The organism is Haloarchaeobius amylolyticus (assembly GCF_026616195.1).
GTDB classification, from domain to species: Archaea; Halobacteriota; Halobacteria; order Halobacteriales; family Natrialbaceae; genus Haloarchaeobius; species Haloarchaeobius amylolyticus.
Genome location: NZ_JANHDH010000004.1, coordinates 67,169 through 84,667, shown reverse-complemented (window position 1 = coordinate 84,667; position 17,499 = coordinate 67,169). Strand labels below are relative to the sequence as shown.

The 17,499-nt window shown below is 56.9% G+C and carries 20 protein-coding genes and 1 pseudogene; 7 read left to right on the top strand and 14 right to left on the bottom strand.

The features are described 5' to 3' along the window. Window positions 1-49: 49 nt before the first annotated feature. Entirely contained in the window at window positions 50-1,384 is a 1,335-nt protein-coding gene (locus tag NOV86_RS21745) for an MFS transporter (RefSeq protein ID WP_267643938.1), read from the bottom strand. A 335-nt stretch (window positions 1,385-1,719) separates the two neighbouring features. Here NOV86_RS21745 and NOV86_RS21740 point away from each other — a divergent pair, with 335 nt between their 5' ends. After that, window positions 1,720-3,114, top strand: a complete 1,395-nt coding sequence (locus tag NOV86_RS21740; protein ID WP_267643937.1) for an alpha/beta fold hydrolase — start codon at window positions 1,720-1,722, stop codon at window positions 3,112-3,114. Between the two features lie 121 nt (window positions 3,115-3,235). Here NOV86_RS21740 and NOV86_RS21735 read toward each other — a convergent pair whose 3' ends face one another. The 10 genes and pseudogenes from NOV86_RS21735 to NOV86_RS23305 all read right to left on the bottom strand — a co-directional run. Then, window positions 3,236-3,739 (bottom strand): DUF6653 family protein, encoded by a 504-nt coding sequence (locus tag NOV86_RS21735; RefSeq protein ID WP_267643936.1) that lies wholly within the window; start codon window positions 3,737-3,739, stop codon window positions 3,236-3,238. Window positions 3,740-4,237: 498 nt separating this feature from the next. Then, a complete protein-coding gene (locus NOV86_RS21730) occupies window positions 4,238-5,131 on the bottom strand; it encodes a DUF7351 domain-containing protein (protein WP_267643935.1) in 894 nt (297 codons plus the stop codon). A 27-nt stretch (window positions 5,132-5,158) separates the two neighbouring features. Further along, window positions 5,159-5,575, bottom strand: a complete 417-nt coding sequence (locus NOV86_RS21725; protein WP_267643934.1) for a hypothetical protein — start codon at window positions 5,573-5,575, stop codon at window positions 5,159-5,161. Window positions 5,576-5,720: 145 nt separating this feature from the next. Then, window positions 5,721-6,059: an ArsR/SmtB family transcription factor gene (locus tag NOV86_RS21720; RefSeq protein ID WP_267643933.1), complete on the bottom strand. Its 339-nt coding sequence runs from the start codon at window positions 6,057-6,059 to the stop codon at window positions 5,721-5,723. Beyond that, window positions 6,059-6,562 (bottom strand): SRPBCC family protein, encoded by a 504-nt coding sequence (locus tag NOV86_RS21715; RefSeq protein WP_267643932.1) that lies wholly within the window; start codon window positions 6,560-6,562, stop codon window positions 6,059-6,061. Before NOV86_RS21715 ends, NOV86_RS21720 begins: the two co-directional genes overlap by 1 nt. A 3-nt stretch (window positions 6,563-6,565) precedes the next feature. Beyond that, window positions 6,566-6,988 carry a VOC family protein gene (locus NOV86_RS21710; protein WP_267643931.1) on the bottom strand — a complete coding sequence of 141 codons (423 nt, stop codon included), beginning with the start codon at window positions 6,986-6,988 and terminating at the stop codon, window positions 6,566-6,568. Between the two features lie 160 nt (window positions 6,989-7,148). Then, entirely contained in the window at window positions 7,149-8,042 is an 894-nt protein-coding gene (locus tag NOV86_RS21705) for an ATP-binding cassette domain-containing protein (protein WP_267643929.1), read from the bottom strand. Window position 8,043: 1 nt separating this feature from the next. Continuing rightward, entirely contained in the window at window positions 8,044-8,940 is an 897-nt protein-coding gene (locus NOV86_RS21700) for an ABC transporter permease (RefSeq protein WP_267643928.1), read from the bottom strand. A 403-nt stretch (window positions 8,941-9,343) separates the two neighbouring features. Further along, a complete protein-coding gene (locus NOV86_RS21695) occupies window positions 9,344-9,577 on the bottom strand; it encodes a hypothetical protein (protein ID WP_267643927.1) in 234 nt (77 codons plus the stop codon). 6 nt (window positions 9,578-9,583) lie between these two features. After that, a pseudogene (locus tag NOV86_RS23305) lies at window positions 9,584-9,769 on the bottom strand (DUF1648 domain-containing protein); the annotation flags it as partial. Window positions 9,770-10,143: 374 nt separating this feature from the next. On the opposite strand from NOV86_RS23305, the gene NOV86_RS21690 reads away from it, so the two are divergent. After that, the gene (locus NOV86_RS21690) at window positions 10,144-10,770 is read left to right on the top strand and encodes an MBL fold metallo-hydrolase (RefSeq protein WP_267643926.1); all 627 of its coding nucleotides are present in this window, start codon (window positions 10,144-10,146) and stop codon (window positions 10,768-10,770) included. A gap of 39 nt (window positions 10,771-10,809) precedes the next feature. After that, window positions 10,810-11,439, top strand: coding sequence for a helix-turn-helix domain-containing protein (locus NOV86_RS21685; protein WP_267643925.1), 630 nt, complete (start codon window positions 10,810-10,812; stop codon window positions 11,437-11,439). Between the two features lie 18 nt (window positions 11,440-11,457). Here the strand turns inward: NOV86_RS21685 and NOV86_RS21680 are convergent, their stop codons facing one another. Together NOV86_RS21680 and NOV86_RS21675 are read right to left on the bottom strand one after the other, a co-directional pair. After that, window positions 11,458-11,847: a MaoC/PaaZ C-terminal domain-containing protein gene (locus NOV86_RS21680; protein WP_267643924.1), complete on the bottom strand. Its 390-nt coding sequence runs from the start codon at window positions 11,845-11,847 to the stop codon at window positions 11,458-11,460. A 471-nt stretch (window positions 11,848-12,318) separates the two neighbouring features. Next, entirely contained in the window at window positions 12,319-12,996 is a 678-nt protein-coding gene (locus NOV86_RS21675) for an IS6 family transposase (RefSeq protein WP_267643923.1), read from the bottom strand. A 19-nt stretch (window positions 12,997-13,015) separates the two neighbouring features. Here NOV86_RS21675 and NOV86_RS21670 point away from each other — a divergent pair, with 19 nt between their 5' ends. Next, the gene (locus NOV86_RS21670; RefSeq protein WP_267643922.1) at window positions 13,016-14,845 is read left to right on the top strand and encodes an ATP-binding protein; all 1,830 of its coding nucleotides are present in this window, start codon (window positions 13,016-13,018) and stop codon (window positions 14,843-14,845) included. A gap of 114 nt (window positions 14,846-14,959) precedes the next feature. Here the strand turns inward: NOV86_RS21670 and NOV86_RS21665 are convergent, their stop codons facing one another. Beyond that, window positions 14,960-15,592 (bottom strand): helix-turn-helix domain-containing protein, encoded by a 633-nt coding sequence (locus NOV86_RS21665; protein WP_267643921.1) that lies wholly within the window; start codon window positions 15,590-15,592, stop codon window positions 14,960-14,962. A gap of 169 nt (window positions 15,593-15,761) precedes the next feature. On the opposite strand from NOV86_RS21665, the gene NOV86_RS21660 reads away from it, so the two are divergent. The 3 genes from NOV86_RS21660 (at window position 15,762) to NOV86_RS21650 (ending at window position 17,468) form a co-directional block, all read left to right on the top strand. Continuing rightward, the gene (locus tag NOV86_RS21660; RefSeq protein WP_267643920.1) at window positions 15,762-16,193 is read left to right on the top strand and encodes a DUF6220 domain-containing protein; all 432 of its coding nucleotides are present in this window, start codon (window positions 15,762-15,764) and stop codon (window positions 16,191-16,193) included. A gap of 96 nt (window positions 16,194-16,289) precedes the next feature. Next, window positions 16,290-16,829 carry a halocyanin domain-containing protein gene (locus NOV86_RS21655; protein WP_267643919.1) on the top strand — a complete coding sequence of 180 codons (540 nt, stop codon included), beginning with the start codon at window positions 16,290-16,292 and terminating at the stop codon, window positions 16,827-16,829. Between the two features lie 216 nt (window positions 16,830-17,045). Continuing rightward, entirely contained in the window at window positions 17,046-17,468 is a 423-nt protein-coding gene (locus NOV86_RS21650; protein ID WP_267643918.1) for a VOC family protein, read from the top strand. Window positions 17,469-17,499: the final 31 nt, after the last annotated feature.

Below are 17,499 nucleotides of genomic sequence, written 5' to 3'. Positions count from 1 at the left end.
CGTGGCAGGGGAAAAGCGCTCGCCGAAACCCATTGCAGTAAGCGAACTGTCACTCCTTCGTGATGCGCGGTGTCTCAGCAACCGGGGGGAGTTTTCGGACGGACGGAACGATCAGGTGGTGCAGCGCGGCCAAGAAGAACGTGAGCGACCCGGCGGCAAAGACTGGGATTACGCCGAAGACCCCAGCGAGAGACCCGCCGATGACGGCACCAAGCGGGGCTGCCATCGATGAGGTGGAGACCATGAGCGCGGTAACACGGCCGACCATCCCCTCGGGAACCGCGGACTGGATGAGTGCACTTGACAGGACATTCAGCACGCCGATGGGCAGAACTCCAACACAGAATAGCACCGCAGTCGGCACCAGCCCCGGGACGAGTATCGCACAAAGCAGCGCGAGTCCACTGATAGCAAGTGCTGTCGGGGCAAGTAGCCCGTACCGAACCCCATCAACGGGGCTCGCGATGAGCGACCCGACCAGCCCGCCGCCGGCCATCACAGCGAGCAACGTCCCATAGGCGGTGGCACCGCCGAGCGTGTCAGCGAAGGCGGGCATGAGCGCGAGGCTCATTCCTCCGTGGAAGTTGACGATTGTCGGGATGAATGCGAGGTGGAGAAGGACAGTACCCCGTACGAACGAAAACCCCTCGATAAGATCTGACCAGTAGGAAGACACTGACGCGGTTAGGGACCCCTCATCGGTCCCTTCGGCTCCATCAGTGTCGAGAGCCGAGTCGTCGGTTTGCTCATCCGCCCCGCCGTCGGTGCTGACAGCCGTGGCTGCTGTACCGTCCGGGTCGGCATCGGCTACTGTTCCGTCTAGCGTGAGTCTGGCGAAAAGTAATGCGGCGATTGCGAAGGTTACTGCGTCGACGACGAAGATTGCGATACCACCGACAGCGGCGATAATAACACCCGCAATAGCATTCAGTACGGAATCTGATCCCTGGAGCGCGAATGCGAACGCCGAGTTCGCATCGGTGAGGTCCTCCGCCTCGACGATGCGGGGAAGTGCCGCGCTCTGCGCCGGGTACACCGGCTGGTTGAGCAGCGCTGTGAGCGGGCCGATAGCCATAACCAGCCAGACCGAGAGGACGCCCAGGGACCATGCGACTGGGACCGTGAGCACCACGACTAATTGGGCGATCTGTGTCGATAACAGGACGCGACGGAGGGGGAGCCGGTCGACCAGCGGCCCGAAGACGAATTGGATGGTGCTCGGAGCGAGGGTCAAGGCACCAGCGATCCCTGTCAGCGCTGGCGAGCCGCCGAGTTCGTGGATGAGCCACATCGTTGCGACCGCCGCAAGGCTGTCGCCGGCGTTCGTGACGAGTCGTCCAGCGAACAGCCGGACGAAGGTTCGATTGGAGAGTAACTGTCGCATAGAACACGGTTGCAGTCTCGAGACGATAAATATCAGGAGAAATATACTTCAGTCGACTGCATTACTGTAACTCGTTGCGGTAATCACAGACGACTCGTTTTCGAAAAATTGGCAACAAACGTAGGTGTCCCCGATTACAGGAAACGGCTTAGGGTCGTCACGACCACGCTGGCGTATGGTGTCCCGCTCACCCGGACTGAAACACTGGTCCCTTGCAATCGACAGCAACTCCCGACCGACAGCGACAATCTATTACGAGGGAGATGCCTCGAACTGAGTCCTCCCGATCGTCAACCCGGGCTCGAACGCGACGACAGTTCCTCGGTGGCATCGCAATGGGTGCCGTCATCGGCCTCGCAGGTTGTACCGACGGCAACGACGATTCGACACCGAATCAGACTGCGACGACGGGTGCCGCTACGACCCAGCCAACAACCGAGCCAACGACGAAGACGACCACTACAGAACCGCCATTCGCCGAGGTCGCTCGCACACTCGTGAGCCGACTCGCATCAGGCGAGTACGAAGGAGCGGTCGAGCTGTTCGCACCGGATGTGGCGAGCCAGGTGGACGCCGCCCAACTCGAATCCATCTGGGCCGAACTCATCCGTCAGCAGGGTGCATTCGTTGGTATCGAAGGGAGCAACCGGACGACAGTCCAGTCACGAACTGCGGTGCTCATCACCTCAAGGTTCGCACAGGGCCAGCAGGGCCTGCTCGTTATATTCGACGAACAGGCACGCGTCCTCGGCTTCCGGCTCGTCCCTGTCGGTGACGCGACCTGGAGCCCGCCTACCTACGTCGATGCCCAAGCTATCGTGACCTCTGAGTTGAGCGTCGACAATGGTGCCAGCTGTACCCTTCCTGCCGAAACAACTGTCCCCGAGAAAGCGCTCGAAGAGCCGGGTGCAACGCCCCCGCCGAGTGCGGTGTTCCTTGGTGGGTCCGGACCGACAGACCTCGACGGCTCGATTGGCCCGAACCGACCATACCGTGACCTTGCATACGGGCTTGCGACCAAATCTACGTCCTCGCTTCGGTTCACCAAACGAACCGCCGTCTGTGAGGTCGACCCGACAGCGTTCACAATCGACGACGAGTACACTACGGACGCACTCGCGGCAGTCGAACGTACTCGTTCGATGCCAGGGTTCGATAACGAGCGCACTATCATCGTCGGGCACAGCCTGGGCGCAAAACTCGCCCCCCGTGTGGCCGACCGTATCGAAGGTGCCGCAGGAGTCATCATGTTGGCCCCGCCGGGGCGCCCGCTCGCCGAGCTCGTCCTCGAACAGACCCGCTATCTCGTCGAACTTGACGGCACGGTCACCGAGGATGAACAGGCGCAGTTGGACGCCGTCGCGGCAGCCGTAAACCGCATCCGCAAGCTCGATATCGGCGACGACGAGATAGTTCTCGGTGGAGGCCGTGCCTACTGGGAGAGTCTCGCTGCCTACGACGCGTTTGAAACCGCCCGGTCGCTCTCGGTCCCCATCCTGGTCGCTTGGGGGACTCGCGACTATCAGGTAACTGCGGCTGATATCGACCGGTGGGAGCAGGAGTTATCGGGACAAGAAAACGTCCAATTCGAACGATACGACGGGTTGAACCACCTGTTCATGCCCGGTGAAGGACCAGGATCACCAGCGGAGTACCAGACCCTCGGTCACGTCGCCGAAGAGGTAGTCGCGGATCTCGACGACTGGGCCACATCTATCTGGTCGAACTGACCCCGCGCATTAGCTCACCGAATGACTCTGGGCTGAGGTCGAGCAGGTCCAGCAACTTTCGTGGAGCCAACGTTGACGGGTTCGCTAACCCAGACAGGAGTATCCCGGTTCTTACTTCACGCTATGCGGTCCATTCACGGACCTCTTCGAGGTGGCGCAGCTCCTCGTAAAGCCACACCATCCGGTCGAAGAACCAGAGCTTGCTCAGAAACGCCACCGAAAAGCCCGCAACCATCATCCAGAAATCTAGCACGTACAGTCCGTAGAGGTACGGTACCATGCCGACAAAATTGAGGGCGTTCAGGGTCTGTATCTTCACCGGGAACCCGTCGGGAATTTCGTATTCAGCCCGGTCTTTCCAGATCCGTTCACCTAACACTCCACGTGCAGCCCAACTTTCCAGCGACGCAGGGCGGTCGAACAGGTGTGGGTTGAGAAATGTCCAGACGAACGTCAGAGCCAGTGGGACGAGGAAGTACTCGCCTATCCAGATGCGACTCCAGACGGACGCAGCGATCATAGCGAGGACCGGAAACCGAGAGTATACGCTCTTCGGGTTTGCGTGATGGAGCCAGTTGTCGCCCTCGAGGCCAAACAGCTTCGCGAGTGTCTTCTCTACGTTCATTTTCGGTCGTCTCTCCTGCCAGTAGGTGCATTTCCAAACAGCAAAAATATTTCTGTTTTGTATTTTCAGTTGGTGCCCCTAGATTGCGAGTACGATTTCACGGAGAGCAGATTCCTGTTGTCGTCTCGATCGGCAACGAGCCGCGTGAGGAGGTTTCGATGATGGAGGCGTTACCAGCCGCGTCTCGGCTGATCCCGATGATTTCCAGATGAAGGGTAAGAAACGGTATGGTGACCTCAGCCCCGGCGAAGAATTCCGACTCGACTCCGTGGTTCTGACTACCCTCGACGAACGGGTCGGTGCTGTGTCGGATGAACCGCTCCCCGGATAGCGTACAGCCTCGCGGAACTCCTCCAGGGTCCGTCACTGAACCCTCTCTTCTGCCCCAGTGAGAGACAGTGCCCGTCCGCTGAATATCCGAGCAAGGAGCATGCCGACGAGCGAGTCATCGACAATCTGAACGCATGGGTCGTCACCAGATGAGCCTCGCTCCTTGACCTATTCGTCTCTGAGAGACAGAACGGTTGCGGTCCCGTCTATCTCGACTGTAAACGTTGCGTCCCCGACCTCGAAACGGAGTCTGAAGCGAGTCTCCTCTGGTGGTGTGTCCTCGTCACCACCGACTCGGGTCGGTCCCTCGACTGGCAGGTCCCGGATGTCCCAGAGAGGTGTCTCGAGGAGATCGATTCCTGCGAGATGGAGCCGTGACCGGATGTCCCAGTCGACGAGTGCCCACGTGGTAACGGGGCTCCCACAGACCATCGCACAGGCGCTACATTCTGCCGAGATAAGGTGAGAACCGAGTTCGGTACTGATCGCCTCGGTCCCCCATCTCATCTGGTTATTACAGCGTGGACAGTGCCCTCGAGTCATGGTTTCGAGGTCGGTGTATATTTGCCCGAGCGCCAGTTTGAGGGCCCTCTCCACGCTCTCTTCTAGCACAGGGCCGGGGACACTCTCTGTTCGGAAGCCATGGCCGGATCCGCAGTGGAACTCGATACAACCGTCGGTGGTCCGCGCAACGATTGTGGCACCGCAGACCCCACACTCGTAATCAGTCTCTACCTCCACGGAATCTTCCGACTGCAGGAGTGGCGAGTGGAGAATGCTCGAAACCTGTGACCCGGCATCACTGAGTCGATAGCCCGCATCCGTCTGGACGACGAGGGCCCCACTGAGTCTGTTCAAGTGGTACGCAAAGTTTCCAGAATCCTCTGCACCGGCCAATCGTTGAAGTTCGGCGAACCCGACTGCTTGCGACTCACGACGGGTCGTCTGTTGCTTCCCGAGAGCGTCCACGATACGGAGTCTGGTCGGGTTCGCGAGTAGTTCGACCGCCGCCTCGGTGACGCCGGCATTGAGTGACTGGCCGGGTTCAGGATCTTCACTCATCACTGGCACCTCTGATGGATTCGTCCGTCATGCTCCCTGGACGAAGCCCGCACGTTCAGCGTACGTCGCTACGAGGATGACAAGCACTGCTGGAGCAACGGCAGCTACCGGATTCACCGACACACCGAGGTTGAGCGCGATGAGTGCCCCCTGCAGGTAGGCCAGACCGATGAAAACCGCGAAGCCGGTTCTGGGTCCAATCTCGGTACGTCGGCCCGATAGGAGTACACCACCGCGGAGATATGCGAATGCGAGTAGAGCGATGGTGGGTAGTAATAGAACTGCCGGTAGTGCGGGGAGGACGGTGTTCGGGGACCCGTTGACCGACCACTGGACAGTAACCTCACCTGGGAGTGCAGGAAGTGCGAGGGACCCGCCAATGAGCGAAAGCATAATAACACCAAGAGAGGCGATATCTGCCCTCCGGAGGGTGTGAGTGTTCATACCGAGAGGAGGTGGAGGAGGATGAAAAGTCGTTCCTGTAATCGGTTACAGTGGCTCTGTTGAAATTCTACACATTTGATTGGAATTGCATGTAGAGTACCATCTCTGCCCTCGAAAGTGATGGCTATGTAACCATCGTCGGTACTCACTGTTCGCCGTTGAGGTTGGAACCGACCTCTTCAAGATGCCCTGCCCAGAACTCATCCAGTTCGACAAACCAGGAGAGTGCTGCTGCCAACGAGTCTGCCTCGAGGCTGTAGATTCGTCGTCTGCCTTCCTTCCTGGCGGAGACGAGACCCGCCCGCTTCAGCACTGCCAGATGTTCCGAGATTGCAGGGCGGCTAATATCGAATTCCGCGGCGAGTTCGCCCACGGCGGCCTCGTCGGTGGCGAGCAGGAGCAGGAGTCGGCGGCGTGGCTCTGCGGCAAGCGCGTGGAATACGTCGTCTCTGATCGCTTCCGGACTCGTCGAATCCGCCGTCATCAGTCACGAGAGGTGCGGTGGCTACTACAATCGTTCGTTTTTCCGGGCGTCTCGCCTGCAGCGACTCTATCTAACAATTCAGGCAGATGCTTCTCGTGCATCGATTGCCAGCCACCGCGGAGTCCCGTCTTCATGATGAGCCCCCGGAGTCCATCGAGTCCTTCATGTGCTAGCCTGAGACGCGTTCCCCCATCGACCGATTCCAGCTCCCACGTAACAGTGGTCTCCGGGTTCATGCCACCCCCATCCCACGAAATTTTCAATCGCTCAGGTGGAGTCACCTCCAGTACCTCGCATTCGACAGTACCGTCCCAGAGGAGCGGTACGGGGTCGTCTTCGAACTGGAAGGTTTCGCCTTCGACCATCTCGTCCAGATCATTCTCCATAAGCCACGCTGCGAGAAGATCGCTCTCAGTCAGCGCTTGCCAGACTCTTTCGGGCGGGTGCTCGTACACCGTCTCGTGTTCGATTTGTGACTCGAAGATGTCGAGGTCGATAGCCATCGGTTACGCAGGAGGCTCGATGACCTGATGGGTGTTTCCGAACGGGTCTTCGAAGAGCGCATAGGTCCCCCAAGGGACCTCCGCTGGTTCGCTCGTAATGTTGACCCCACGTTCTCGGAGGGTGGCCACAGTGCTTTCGATGTCATTGGTGTGCATCGTGAGCATATCAGTCCCGATTAGTGCCGCACGGTCTTCGGGGTCATCTCCACCTGGTCCCCATTCGGGTGGCTGGAGCACGACGTTTAGGTTCTCTTGCCCTGGCACTCCGATCATTACCCACCGTCCCCCCTCAGGCATCGGATTGTCCTGCCGGAGTTCGAAATCGAGCGTTTCAGTGAACCATTCCAGAGCTTCGTCCTGGTCCGGAACGATGATACTGATGAGGTCGATGTGTGTGAAGAGTTGGTCTGGCGTATTCGTAACCATATGGTTACGTAATTTCACGGCTACTTAATTCTTACCTCGTCACCCCTCCTGACCATCTGAAACGCTCGAAATTTCAAAACCAGGACCAGAGCCGACAACACGAACCAGATTCGTCGACGGGTGCCTCTCTCACTAGGAGGCGAAAGTCGGTTGGCCGTTCTCAGTGGATGTGTGCGTAATAGTTGAACATGTCCGGCGATTTCGGTGATTCAACTCCAACAACCGATTCCCTGTCCGTGACTTCTTCAGGGTCGACATCATCGGCAAGGAATCCTCGACGACCTGCATCGGTGTCGAACAATCGACCACCACGGAGGACCTCCTCTAGTTGCTCAGTATGTCCCTCGACAACCACGACGGGAGGGACAGCTTCGTGAAGCCATGATGGGTCTCCATCGGCAACAATACCGGTGCTTGAGACGAAAATAACCCTGTCGGCGGCCCTGAGGTCACGAGGTGAGTGGCTGGATAGAACAACGGTCTTTCCCTCCGTAACTAGCTCTTCGAGCAGTCCGTGGAACCGCTCGACAGCCGTGGGGTCCAGTTCAGACGTCGGCTCGTCGAGGAAGTACAGTGGCACGTCGACAGAGAGGGTAAGGGCCAACTCAAGCTTCTGTGCCATTCCACCAGAATACTCCCTGACTCGCCGGTCCATCCCCTCTAACTCCAGTTGGTCAGCGATCTCTCTCCATGCGTCCGTCGCCGCGGGATGCAGCTTCGAGTAAAACTCAGCGTTCTCTCGCCCCGAGAGTTCTTCGACAGCGAGGCCATCCTGGAGGAGCAGAGTCAGCTGCGATTGTGCCTCAGCTGGCTGTTTGCCAAAGACAGTGACTGAACCTGTTGTCGGGAGAAGTCCGCCAGCAAGGCATGAGAGCAGTATACTCTTCCCGACACCGTTCGTCCCCATGAGAATTGTTGTCTCGCCAGGGTGGATTTCGATATCCAGATTCTCGAATATCCAATCACTGCTTTCGAACCGTTTCCCGAGGTCACTGGCAGTAACAATAGGTGTCTCAGCTTTTTTCCCCGCTCGTTGAACAGATTCTTCTGGCATATCACTCACCTCCCTCTCCTTCGTAGATTCGACGACGCATCGCGAGAGAGCCAGCGGCTACCCCAAGCACTGCATAGCCAACGAGAATGAGGACTGGAACCCATCCAGTTGGCAGTGCAGGTGGGACAAGCGGCGTTTCCATGCCACTACCGACTGGAACGAGATGGTACACAGCGAGCCGTGAAGCCAGGGAATTGGGGAGTACGTTGACGAAATCGCCTATCGGTCCCGGTGCCATTCCTGGCAGTAGACCGTTGTACCCGGTCAAGAAGAACAGCGCCAGCGTCAACATGTTCGTGACGCCGACGACGTATTCGCCGTCGTCGAGGAACGACGCCACCACGACAGCTGCTCCCATCGCAAGTAAACAGAACAGGAGCAGGCTCAGTAGTACGACTGGGACAGAGATCGCAGATTGGATTGAGAGCGTGCCACCAGTGGCGACTCCAACGAGAAGGACGACAACGAATGAGACGATTGAAAGAGAAAGCCCACCGAGGAATCGGCCAACCACATCTGCGGATGGGGAGATTGGCAGCGAACGGAGCTTACGGTACCGTTTTGCCTTCAGGTCGGCTGTAAGAGCAGTGGCAAAGATAACGAGCGAGACACTGAACGACCCGAATACACCGAAGACGACTGCGTTCGTACCGCGCTGGATCCCTGGGTCACCCAGTGCGACACCGAAGACAAGGAAAAAGAACACCGGTGCAGCCAACCCCCAGACGAGGGCGGCCCGGTTTCGGAACAGTTCCCGTAGTGTTCGCGTCGCGAACGCACGCGCTTGCCGGGTCCAGGGGGTGCTTCGAGGCAGCGAATTGACCGGTGCTGGTCGGCCATGAGAGTGACTAGAGTCAGTCTTCGTTGCATTCGCCCCCGGGGTGGATTCGTTGCTCATGCTCCCTCCCTCTTGCCGGTCGCTGTTTCAGCGTGCCTGTGCATGGCTTCCAGATAGACAGTGGTCACCGACATCCGACCCGTCATTGGGCACATTCCCCAGTCGGTGATTGCTGTAGTCGAATCCTTTCGGTGAGTTCGGATCTGAAAGATGTGCGTTGACTGCTGTGAGCCAAAGTGTGGACAGGGTGGATTTGAGGTGACGGATGAGTCATGCGCGGGTTCAATTTGTAGCTGGGTTGGTGGTGTTGCATCGGTATCTGGCACGCCAGATGTAAAGCGTGCTTTACTGTAAAAGTAGCTTTACACATTATAGCTGTTTCGGAGACGTTGGAAACTGGGCTCAAGGAGACCTTTTCTGGGTCTTTCCCTATGCTTCTCGCCCGAATCAGTGTCGACGATAATCAATCTCCCTCCTCGTGGATGATCGTGTAGCCGACCACGAAACTGGCCCAGAAACCGATCCCGAGGAATACCAGCGCCATCGGGACGGCGTAGCCCAGGTTGACCGCTAATATCACGATGTGAATACCGCTAAAGAGGAGCATCGTGCTACAGATGATGACGTCCATGGTACGTGGGTTGTCAGGTGGGTCGAGTCGTTCGACGCCGCGGAGGACGCCCCAGGTGCCGAGCATTGTAACCGGGATTAACGCCACGGCGACGGAACGAGGTACCGTGTTCCCGGGTGTTCCGTCCGCCGACAGGTGGATTGCTACTTGATTTGGGAGCGTCGGTGTGAGTAGGACTGCGGAAATGGTGGTACAGCAAACTGCCAGGGCTGCCACCAGAGTAAACCGGTTACCGATAATCCTCCGTCGTCCTGTCATTCTCGGTCATCAGATACGTGGTTGCTGTTCATGTAGTCTACTTCGAATGATGTCCCGAACCGGCAATTCCCGGACCGGCTGACATTGGCTGCAGCAGCGTTCGACCTTCGTTCGTCTGAGATGGATGTAGGTGTTTCACCACCATGTTGGTCGCACGAGCGCGTCCAAGCGCACTTCTGCAGTGAGACCGATACCGTTCTCTCGCGACCAGTACTTAAGCAATCGAACGTGTAGCGCAGAACGTTGAGATACACGACGGACGTCTGCGGGAATATGAACAGTTCCGACGCTATAGCCATGAGAACCCATCACGCTCGCTTCCCAGTGAGTCTTCGATGAAAGAAGTCGCTGAGGGTGTCTACTCTCTCGGAGGTGTGAGAGACGGCATCAACGCATATCTCGTCGACGATGTCCTCGTAGATGCCCGGACGAAGTGGGCGGAACGCACACTCATTCGGGCACTTTCCAATCATGAAGTGACTGCCCATGCACTCACCCATGTCCACCCTGATCATCAGGGGGCGTCAGCAGCTGTATGCCGTGCCTTCGACATCCCATTCTTGGTTCCTGAGCCCGAGGTCGAGACCGCAGAGAGCGGCGCGGTCTACTCTCGAATGCCGGCCAGTCCGATTGGCTGGCTCCAACAGCATCTCTGGGTCGGCCCTGGCCACTCTGTCGACCGTGCCCTCGTCGAGGGTGACATTGTTGCTGGCTTCGAGGTAGTCGAGACTCCGGGCCATAGCGATGGCCACGTCTCCTTCTGGCGTGAGCGCGACGGCACGTTGGTCCTCGGGGATGTGCTCGTGAACATGCACCTTCTGACGACTCGTCAGGGGCTTCACGAACCACCGGGACTCTTCACCAGCGATCCCGTGATGAATCGCGATTCAGCCCGCAAGGTTGCCGCTCTCGAACCGGATACCGTGCTGTTCGGGCATGGTTCACCGCTGTACGATGGCGAAGCGTTCACCGCGTTCGTCGCGTCATTGCCGGAGCCGTGACCCCGAAACGATCTTCACTCCTCCCGCTCATCCGACGGTATGGCCTATGCACGGCTCCGGGTCGACCTTCCCAACACGCTATGGGTCGCCCGGCTTTCTCGCCGGTATGGGGACGCAACGGTCACGGTGCTGTCGATGGTCGCGGCCAAATCGGACGTCGTCACACTACTCGAAATCGAAGGTATCGCTGCAGACGATGTCCGTGAGGCAGGCCGAACCGACCCCGAGGTCACAGCCTTCGATGAGGTTGTCGAGACGCCGACGCGGCTGCTCGTCTCCTACAGAATCCGGTCGCGTCTATACAGTGCCGCGGAACGTGCCGGCGTCCCACCGCTGTACCCCATCGAGATTCGGGATGGGCTGGCACACATCGAACTCACTACAGCGAAGGAATCACTTGGTGCGCTCTGTGCTGAGCTTGAGAAGGCGGGTGGAAGCGTCGAGATTTTGACCCTGCGGACAGAGAGCAAAGGTCGACCCGGGCTGACCGACCGTCAGCGCGAGCTGTTGGCTGCTGCCTACGACCGTGGCTACTACAACTCTCCCCGAGAGTGCTCGCTGGCGGATCTCGCAGCGGATTTCGACGTGACGCCGTCGACGGTCAGCGACGTGCTCCGGCGGGCCGAACGCGCGGCCGTGTCGTCGACACTCGGAGCCGAGGACAGCTGAGCAGTCTGCGCCAGCCCGTCAGTCGGCAGCTTTCCCCGGTATCATCCCATCCGATTCACCCCTGAGCACAGCGTCGCCATCTCCGTTCCGGCAGACGTACTTCGACGCGAGCCTCGTCCGCTTCTCTCCGGGCTCCAGGCGAGTGATCTCCACGTCGCAGGTCACGGTGTCGCCTGCATAGACTGGCTTGACGAACTCGAAGTCGAGCGTCCGCGCGACGTAGTTCAGCTCGCCACCGATTTTTGTCGGGAGCGTCGCGGTGAGCAAACCCTGGGCCATCAATCGACCCTCGTCGTCACGTTCGACGTGGTGTGCACCCATATCCCCGGACACATCGGCGAACTGTCTGATGTCCTCCTCGGTGAAGGTTCGCTCGTACGTCAGGATATCTCCCTCCTCGATGTCCATAGTCGAGTACGTCAAGCGGGCGGGCTGACATATATGCCGGGGTCATCGGGGGGCGTCTCGTCTCACCCTGAGGCTGTGTGTTACGTCCAGACGAACAAACAGAGTACACTTCCGGAATCGTTGGCAGGAAGTTTCCCAGCGTTCCGCTGTCGGTTCGTGAGATGAGAGTACTCTCATCTACTCCTAATCAGAATGCGGATCTTGCCCGTGACTCTGCAACTCGGCAGTGGCAGGATACGACACTCGATCCCAGGCGGCTTCTCCAGAGCGCGCCCGCAAGCAGAAGGCACCAAAACGAAGAATCTGACAAGAGAACCACAAAAGTGGATTTGATATAACATCTCATATTGTTCCGAATCTCCAGAACTGACCCAGAATTAGTTCCATCTCTCGGTGGAACACTCAACATCGATTTTGCAAGTGGCCCGACCAATTATCAAAATTAAGATATATTTCTCTATGGGGCACCGTCTAGTTAATTTCCTGAGCTGGCGTTCGTCCATCGAGCGACTGATGCGGTCGCTGAACGTTATAGTAATGTACGAACATCGCAATCCATCGGCGAACGCTCAGCCGACTGCCCACCCATGAGTTGTGGAAACGGTCAACTCGTATCTTCAGTGTCTGAAACCACTTTTCGATGAGGTTTCGGTCGGTGTAGTCGACCCGACCGTTCAGTCCTAACCGAGCAAGGGCAGTCCGATAGCCGAACTGGTCGACTAGAAACACAGCGTCTGAGAGATCGTGTTTCTCAGCGAGCCCAAACAGGAATGCAGCTGCTGGATTCGTGCCGTGACGCTTGAACAACGTAGCGTCAAGAATCAATTTTGTGTCGAGGTCTATTGCAGCATACAGCCAAGACCATTCACCATTGATTTTGATAGCGGTCTCGTCGACTGCGACCCGCCTCGGCTTCGCCTTCGGCGGGTCTGAAAGGCTATCAGAAAGTCGATGCACCCACTGAAATATAGCCTGAAACGACCGTTCTACACCGATTAATCGAAGAACTGCTTGTGTTTCTCTGAGTGAAAGTCCTGCTGAGTGGAGTCGGACGGCGAACGCCCTGACGGGCGTTGCCGTCCTCTCTCGCTGCCAACATTCAAGCGTAGCCGTGTCTAAACTCTGTTTGAGCAAGTCTGAGAGTAGCATGAATCACTAACTCTAGGACTTGCTCGCTTCTCAAACTGGCTTATCTAGACAGTGCCCCCACGACGAAGTTGAAGGAATTCAAGAGCGCATCGGAACCGTCGACGAGCAGATCGAGACCGCCCGTGAAGACTTCCAAGCGAAGCTCGACCCCTACGGCTACGACGACGTCCAGAGTTCCGGCGAGGCGACCGAGGCAATCCGGAACCTCGAGAACCGCGAACAGCAACGCGAAACCGCACAGCGGGACCTCGACCAGGCTACTGAGACGATTCAGGAAGCGACCGAGAAGATAGATGGGCTGGAGGACGAACGCGACGAAATCTTTGCAGATCTGGAGCTCAACTCCGATGACCACGATCAGTTGGAGGAACTCTGTGAGCAGGTCGAAGCATACGACTCGGCTGCGGAGGCTGTACGAGAGGCCGAAATCAGGGCGAACACGGAGGCCGAAGAACTCGAAAGCTACCCAGAATTCGAACCGGACCTCAAGGAGCAGGAGATTGCTGACCTCAGAGAAGAGGTCCGTGAGGCGGAACGAACTGCCGAGGATTTCGACGACCTGCAGTCACGGATTGCCGATATCAAGGCAGAGATCAGGCAGGCGAAGTCAGACGACCAAGTTGAAACGGCGCTCGCGGAGCGTGACCGGGCGCTCGATGAACTGAAAGACCAACTCGAGGACGACTGTGCTGCGATGGTTGGCGACGTCCTGGTGGATCACGTTCAGGAGGCGACGATGGAGACGAGCCGCCCTGACGTCTTCGAGCGTGCTCGTGAAATCCTGACGACGATCACTCGCGGCCGATATCGATTGGACTTCGACGAGAACGAAGCCGAGTTCCGTGCGTTCGACGAATCCAAACAGAAGGGACTCGCGCTCGACGAGCTTTCAAGCGGGACGCGGGTCCAGGTCTTGCTCGCCGTCCGAATAGCTTTCGTCGAACAGCAGGAACAGGGCGTTCGGATTCCGCTCCTCCTCGACGAGACACTCGCAAACACCGACGACCGCAGGGCGAAGACCATCATCGAGTCGACGATCGAACTCGCTCGGAACGGTCGGCAGGTCTTCTATTTCACCGCACAGGGCGACGAAGTGGCGAAGTGGACTGCTGCACTGGAGCGCACGAACGGCGTCACCCACGAAATCATCGACCTTGCAACGGTTCGCGATGTCGACGATTCGGTCCACATTCCCGAACTGGAATCTGTTGAATCGTTCACTCCGAAGGCACCCAGTCCCGACAGTCACGACCACGCCTCGTATGGGGACGAACTCGCGGTGGACTCGTTCAATCCGCACCGAGGCGTCGGGACAGCGCACCTGTGGTACGTGGTCGACGATGTCGAAACCCTCCATCAACTCCTGGAGCTCGGAATCGGGCACTGGGGACAGCTGAACAACCTGCTCCAGTGGGGCAACGGAGACCTCTCCTCCGTTGGTTCCGACCAGATAACGATAGTAGAGGAGAATGCTGCGGCGCTGAGCGAGTTCGTCGACGCTTGGAAGGTTGGTCGTGGCGAGCCCGTTGATCGAGAGGTTCTCGAAGCCTCTGGCGCTGTGAGCGGTAACTTCATCGACGAGGTCTCTGCCCTTGCCAAATCGGTCAATGGGGATGGAAGACAGATCGTCGGAGCTCTGCACAATGGCGAGGTAAACCGTTTCCGTAGCGGGAAAGCGGACAAGCTGGAAACGTACCTCGAAGAGAACGGGTACATCGAACCTCGTGATACGCTGGACCAGGGTCAGATCCGTGCTCGCGTCATTGAGCGCTACGCCGACGAAGGCGTCTCTCGTGACGAGGCCAAAGACAGGACCGACGAACTGCTTTCACGCTTGGGTGAGAGGTGATTCATTGGGCTTCTCAAAAAGCAGTTTTACTGTTGGTAACTTCCTGCGGCCGTGGTGAGTAGAGCGCGCGTATTTCACAGTGAATTATTTTTTCACATCACCCAACGCTTTACTTCACTGTTCATCATGCAAATCTCCGATAGCATCTTTAATGATTACACCTTCAGCTCTATGTAGAATACCACTAACAGCCGATTTGTTCACCCCAAGTTCTTCAGCAAGATCAGTCAACGAACACTCACGAGGGTTATCATAGTAGCCACGTTTGATGGCGACTGTGAGGATCTCTCGTTGCCGAGCAGTAAGCGAATCGAGGACGTTGTATCCATCGGTGATTGAAAGAACCTCATATTCGATGTCGCGCTCGTCAAGCGCCTCCCACAAATCTGCCATCTTTGACTCTGGCATCACGAATTCGATGAAGAGGTAGCCGTCACGGGCGACAACGGGAGTCGTCGGATGGTACCCGATATCTTTGGAAACAAAGTATCCCTCAGGTGGTTGGCCTTCAAAGGTTAGAACGATTGTGTCCTCATCCTGGTGTAGTATTTCGATGGTATCCGCCTCCCAATGTTCCAGTGCTTCTCGAATAAAACGGTCTGGATCGCCAGTTCGGATTTCCAAGACACTACAGACGCCTATCTTAGTCGGGTAATTCGCCAGAAATCGAATGACTGTGTCTGGAAATTCTCGGGCAACAGCTCTCATATCCGGCATCGGCCCGACTTTAAGACGTACACGTGGCATGGTCTTGCTTGGCTTCGTGAGGTAATGGAGATGGAGGTGAACATGTTTACTTTTCTTCTCTGTGCTGGGTTCTGGGCTTTCATTCAATGAGTCACGAAAGGTCTGACACCACTCTCAGGACAACATGTTCACGAGAATTTTCATCCAATTTAGCGCGAAGTCCCTTACTGTGACATACTCAGCACTGATTGAGAACTTCGACAAGAAAACCGACGCTTCGCCGCGTATCCGATGGGCTACATACAGTTACCTCGGAGCAGCCGTACTCCTCACAGCAAGCATCCTCATTCAGGTCTACATTGCCGGTATGGCAGTGTTCGTCGACTCGGCCCGATGGAGTACCCACGTCTCGTTCGGTAACGTCCTACCGGTCTTCCTCCTGTTGTTGGTTGTACTCGCGTTCATCGGACGACTGTCTCGTATTCACAAAGTACTTCCAGTCGTCATCTTTCTCTTGTACTTCGTACAGTTCAGCACTGCCCATCGCTTTGGGTCGCTCGTAGGAGCTGTTCATCCCGTCAATGCGGTTGTGATATTCTGGCTCTCGACGGTCACTATCCGACACGCGTGGGAAGAAGTCACGTCTAGGAGCCACTCTTGAGGAGACTACATACCATGCACAAAAAGATGTCAAATCAACAAAAACCAGAGCTTGAACGGTGGAAAGCCAATCCCTGGTATCGCCTGTTCGAATCTGATGTATCGACCAGACCTCGGATCGACAGCAGTCCCAACGAAAATTATGAGTGAAAAATTCAACATATACTCCCGTCGTAACGTCATTCGAATACTCGGTGTGACAGGCTTCTCTGCAGCCTTTGCGGGATGTTTGGGTGATTCAGATGAGGATGCTGATGCAGCAAGGAATCCTGACGAGACGTACGTTGAACCAGGTCCTGACTACGATGGTTGGTTCAACGATGTAAGCAACTACAGCGGAACCGTGGACAGGCGAGGCCAGGAGAGCGTAACTATACGTGTCGGTGCGGGGAGCCAGGGACTGGCCTTCGACCCCCCTGCGATAATGGTTTCGTCTGGCACAACCATCGTTTGGGAATGGACCGGAAGTGGAGGTACCCACAACGTCGTCGCACAGAGCGGCGAGTTTCAGTCAGAATTCTCGTCTTCAAGCGGTTATACGTTTGAACACACCTTCGACGACGGCGGTGTCTACACATACGTCTGTGAGCCCCACCGGTCGGCGGGAATGAAAGGAGCAATCGCTGTGAGCGAGTAACGCACGAGTTGGTTTGGTGATCCCCTTGCAGTTTTTTTTTTGGTCATCTGTTTCTCTGCTTCTGATGTACTCTGTTCGTCACTTCGTAGGAAGCAGTCTCTGTCTCCCCGTCACTAATCCAGAGCCCGTCTCTTCTACAGTAAATTGGCATAGAAACATGTTCACCTGAACTGCTTTCTCTTCCCCCTGAGTCATATGAGTCGGTGAACACAGCCAATGGACCCAACAGATGAGAGTTGTATCTCTATGATAAGTCACTGCTCGTTGATTGTAGCGGATCAAGAGGAGGCTCTCCGATTCTACACAGAGACTCTGGGTTTCGTGAAAACTGAAGATGTCCCGATGGGAGAAGATCGGTGGTTGACGGTCGCCCCACCCGGAGAATACCAGACGCAACTGATTCTTCGATCACCAGATTGGTTCGGTGGCATCGATCAGGAACGGTATTCGGAGCTGATCGGTCACAACCCCATGCTCGGCCTTGAGGTCAGTGATTGTAAGGGGATCTACCAAACGCTCTTGGACCGTGGTGTCCATTTCACGACCGAACCAGAGGAATCAGATCGTGGAATCGAAGCCATTTTCGTCGATTCGGAAGGAAACGAAATTCTTCTGTTCGAAGAGGCAGCCGCTGAGTAAATAAACATGAGAACGTAGTGAACATCTTCAC

What these genes read in the sequence shown, in the direction of transcription:
- NOV86_RS21745 (WP_267643938.1), bottom strand. Translation starts at nt 1,384, where the DNA reads ATGCGACAGTTACTCTCCAATCGAACCTTCGTCCGGCTGTTCGCTGGA.
- NOV86_RS21740 (WP_267643937.1), top strand. Translation starts at nt 1,720, where the DNA reads ATGGGTGCCGTCATCGGCCTCGCAGGTTGTACCGACGGCAACGACGAT.
- NOV86_RS21735 (WP_267643936.1), bottom strand. Translation starts at nt 3,739, where the DNA reads ATGAACGTAGAGAAGACACTCGCGAAGCTGTTTGGCCTCGAGGGCGAC.
- NOV86_RS21730 (WP_267643935.1), bottom strand. Translation starts at nt 5,131, where the DNA reads ATGAGTGAAGATCCTGAACCCGGCCAGTCACTCAATGCCGGCGTCACC.
- NOV86_RS21725 (WP_267643934.1), bottom strand. Translation starts at nt 5,575, where the DNA reads ATGAACACTCACACCCTCCGGAGGGCAGATATCGCCTCTCTTGGTGTT.
- NOV86_RS21720 (WP_267643933.1), bottom strand. Translation starts at nt 6,059, where the DNA reads ATGACGGCGGATTCGACGAGTCCGGAAGCGATCAGAGACGACGTATTC.
- NOV86_RS21715 (WP_267643932.1), bottom strand. Translation starts at nt 6,562, where the DNA reads ATGGCTATCGACCTCGACATCTTCGAGTCACAAATCGAACACGAGACG.
- NOV86_RS21710 (WP_267643931.1), bottom strand. Translation starts at nt 6,988, where the DNA reads ATGGTTACGAATACGCCAGACCAACTCTTCACACACATCGACCTCATC.
- NOV86_RS21705 (WP_267643929.1), bottom strand. Translation starts at nt 8,042, where the DNA reads ATGCCAGAAGAATCTGTTCAACGAGCGGGGAAAAAAGCTGAGACACCT.
- NOV86_RS21700 (WP_267643928.1), bottom strand. Translation starts at nt 8,940, where the DNA reads ATGAGCAACGAATCCACCCCGGGGGCGAATGCAACGAAGACTGACTCT.
- NOV86_RS21695 (WP_267643927.1), bottom strand. Translation starts at nt 9,577, where the DNA reads ATGCTCGGCACCTGGGGCGTCCTCCGCGGCGTCGAACGACTCGACCCA.
- NOV86_RS21685 (WP_267643925.1), top strand. Translation starts at nt 10,810, where the DNA reads ATGGCCTATGCACGGCTCCGGGTCGACCTTCCCAACACGCTATGGGTC.
- NOV86_RS21680 (WP_267643924.1), bottom strand. Translation starts at nt 11,847, where the DNA reads ATGGACATCGAGGAGGGAGATATCCTGACGTACGAGCGAACCTTCACC.
- NOV86_RS21675 (WP_267643923.1), bottom strand. Translation starts at nt 12,996, where the DNA reads ATGCTACTCTCAGACTTGCTCAAACAGAGTTTAGACACGGCTACGCTT.
- NOV86_RS21665 (WP_267643921.1), bottom strand. Translation starts at nt 15,592, where the DNA reads ATGCCACGTGTACGTCTTAAAGTCGGGCCGATGCCGGATATGAGAGCT.
- NOV86_RS21655 (WP_267643919.1), top strand. Translation starts at nt 16,290, where the DNA reads ATGTATCGACCAGACCTCGGATCGACAGCAGTCCCAACGAAAATTATG.
- NOV86_RS21650 (WP_267643918.1), top strand. Translation starts at nt 17,046, where the DNA reads ATGGACCCAACAGATGAGAGTTGTATCTCTATGATAAGTCACTGCTCG.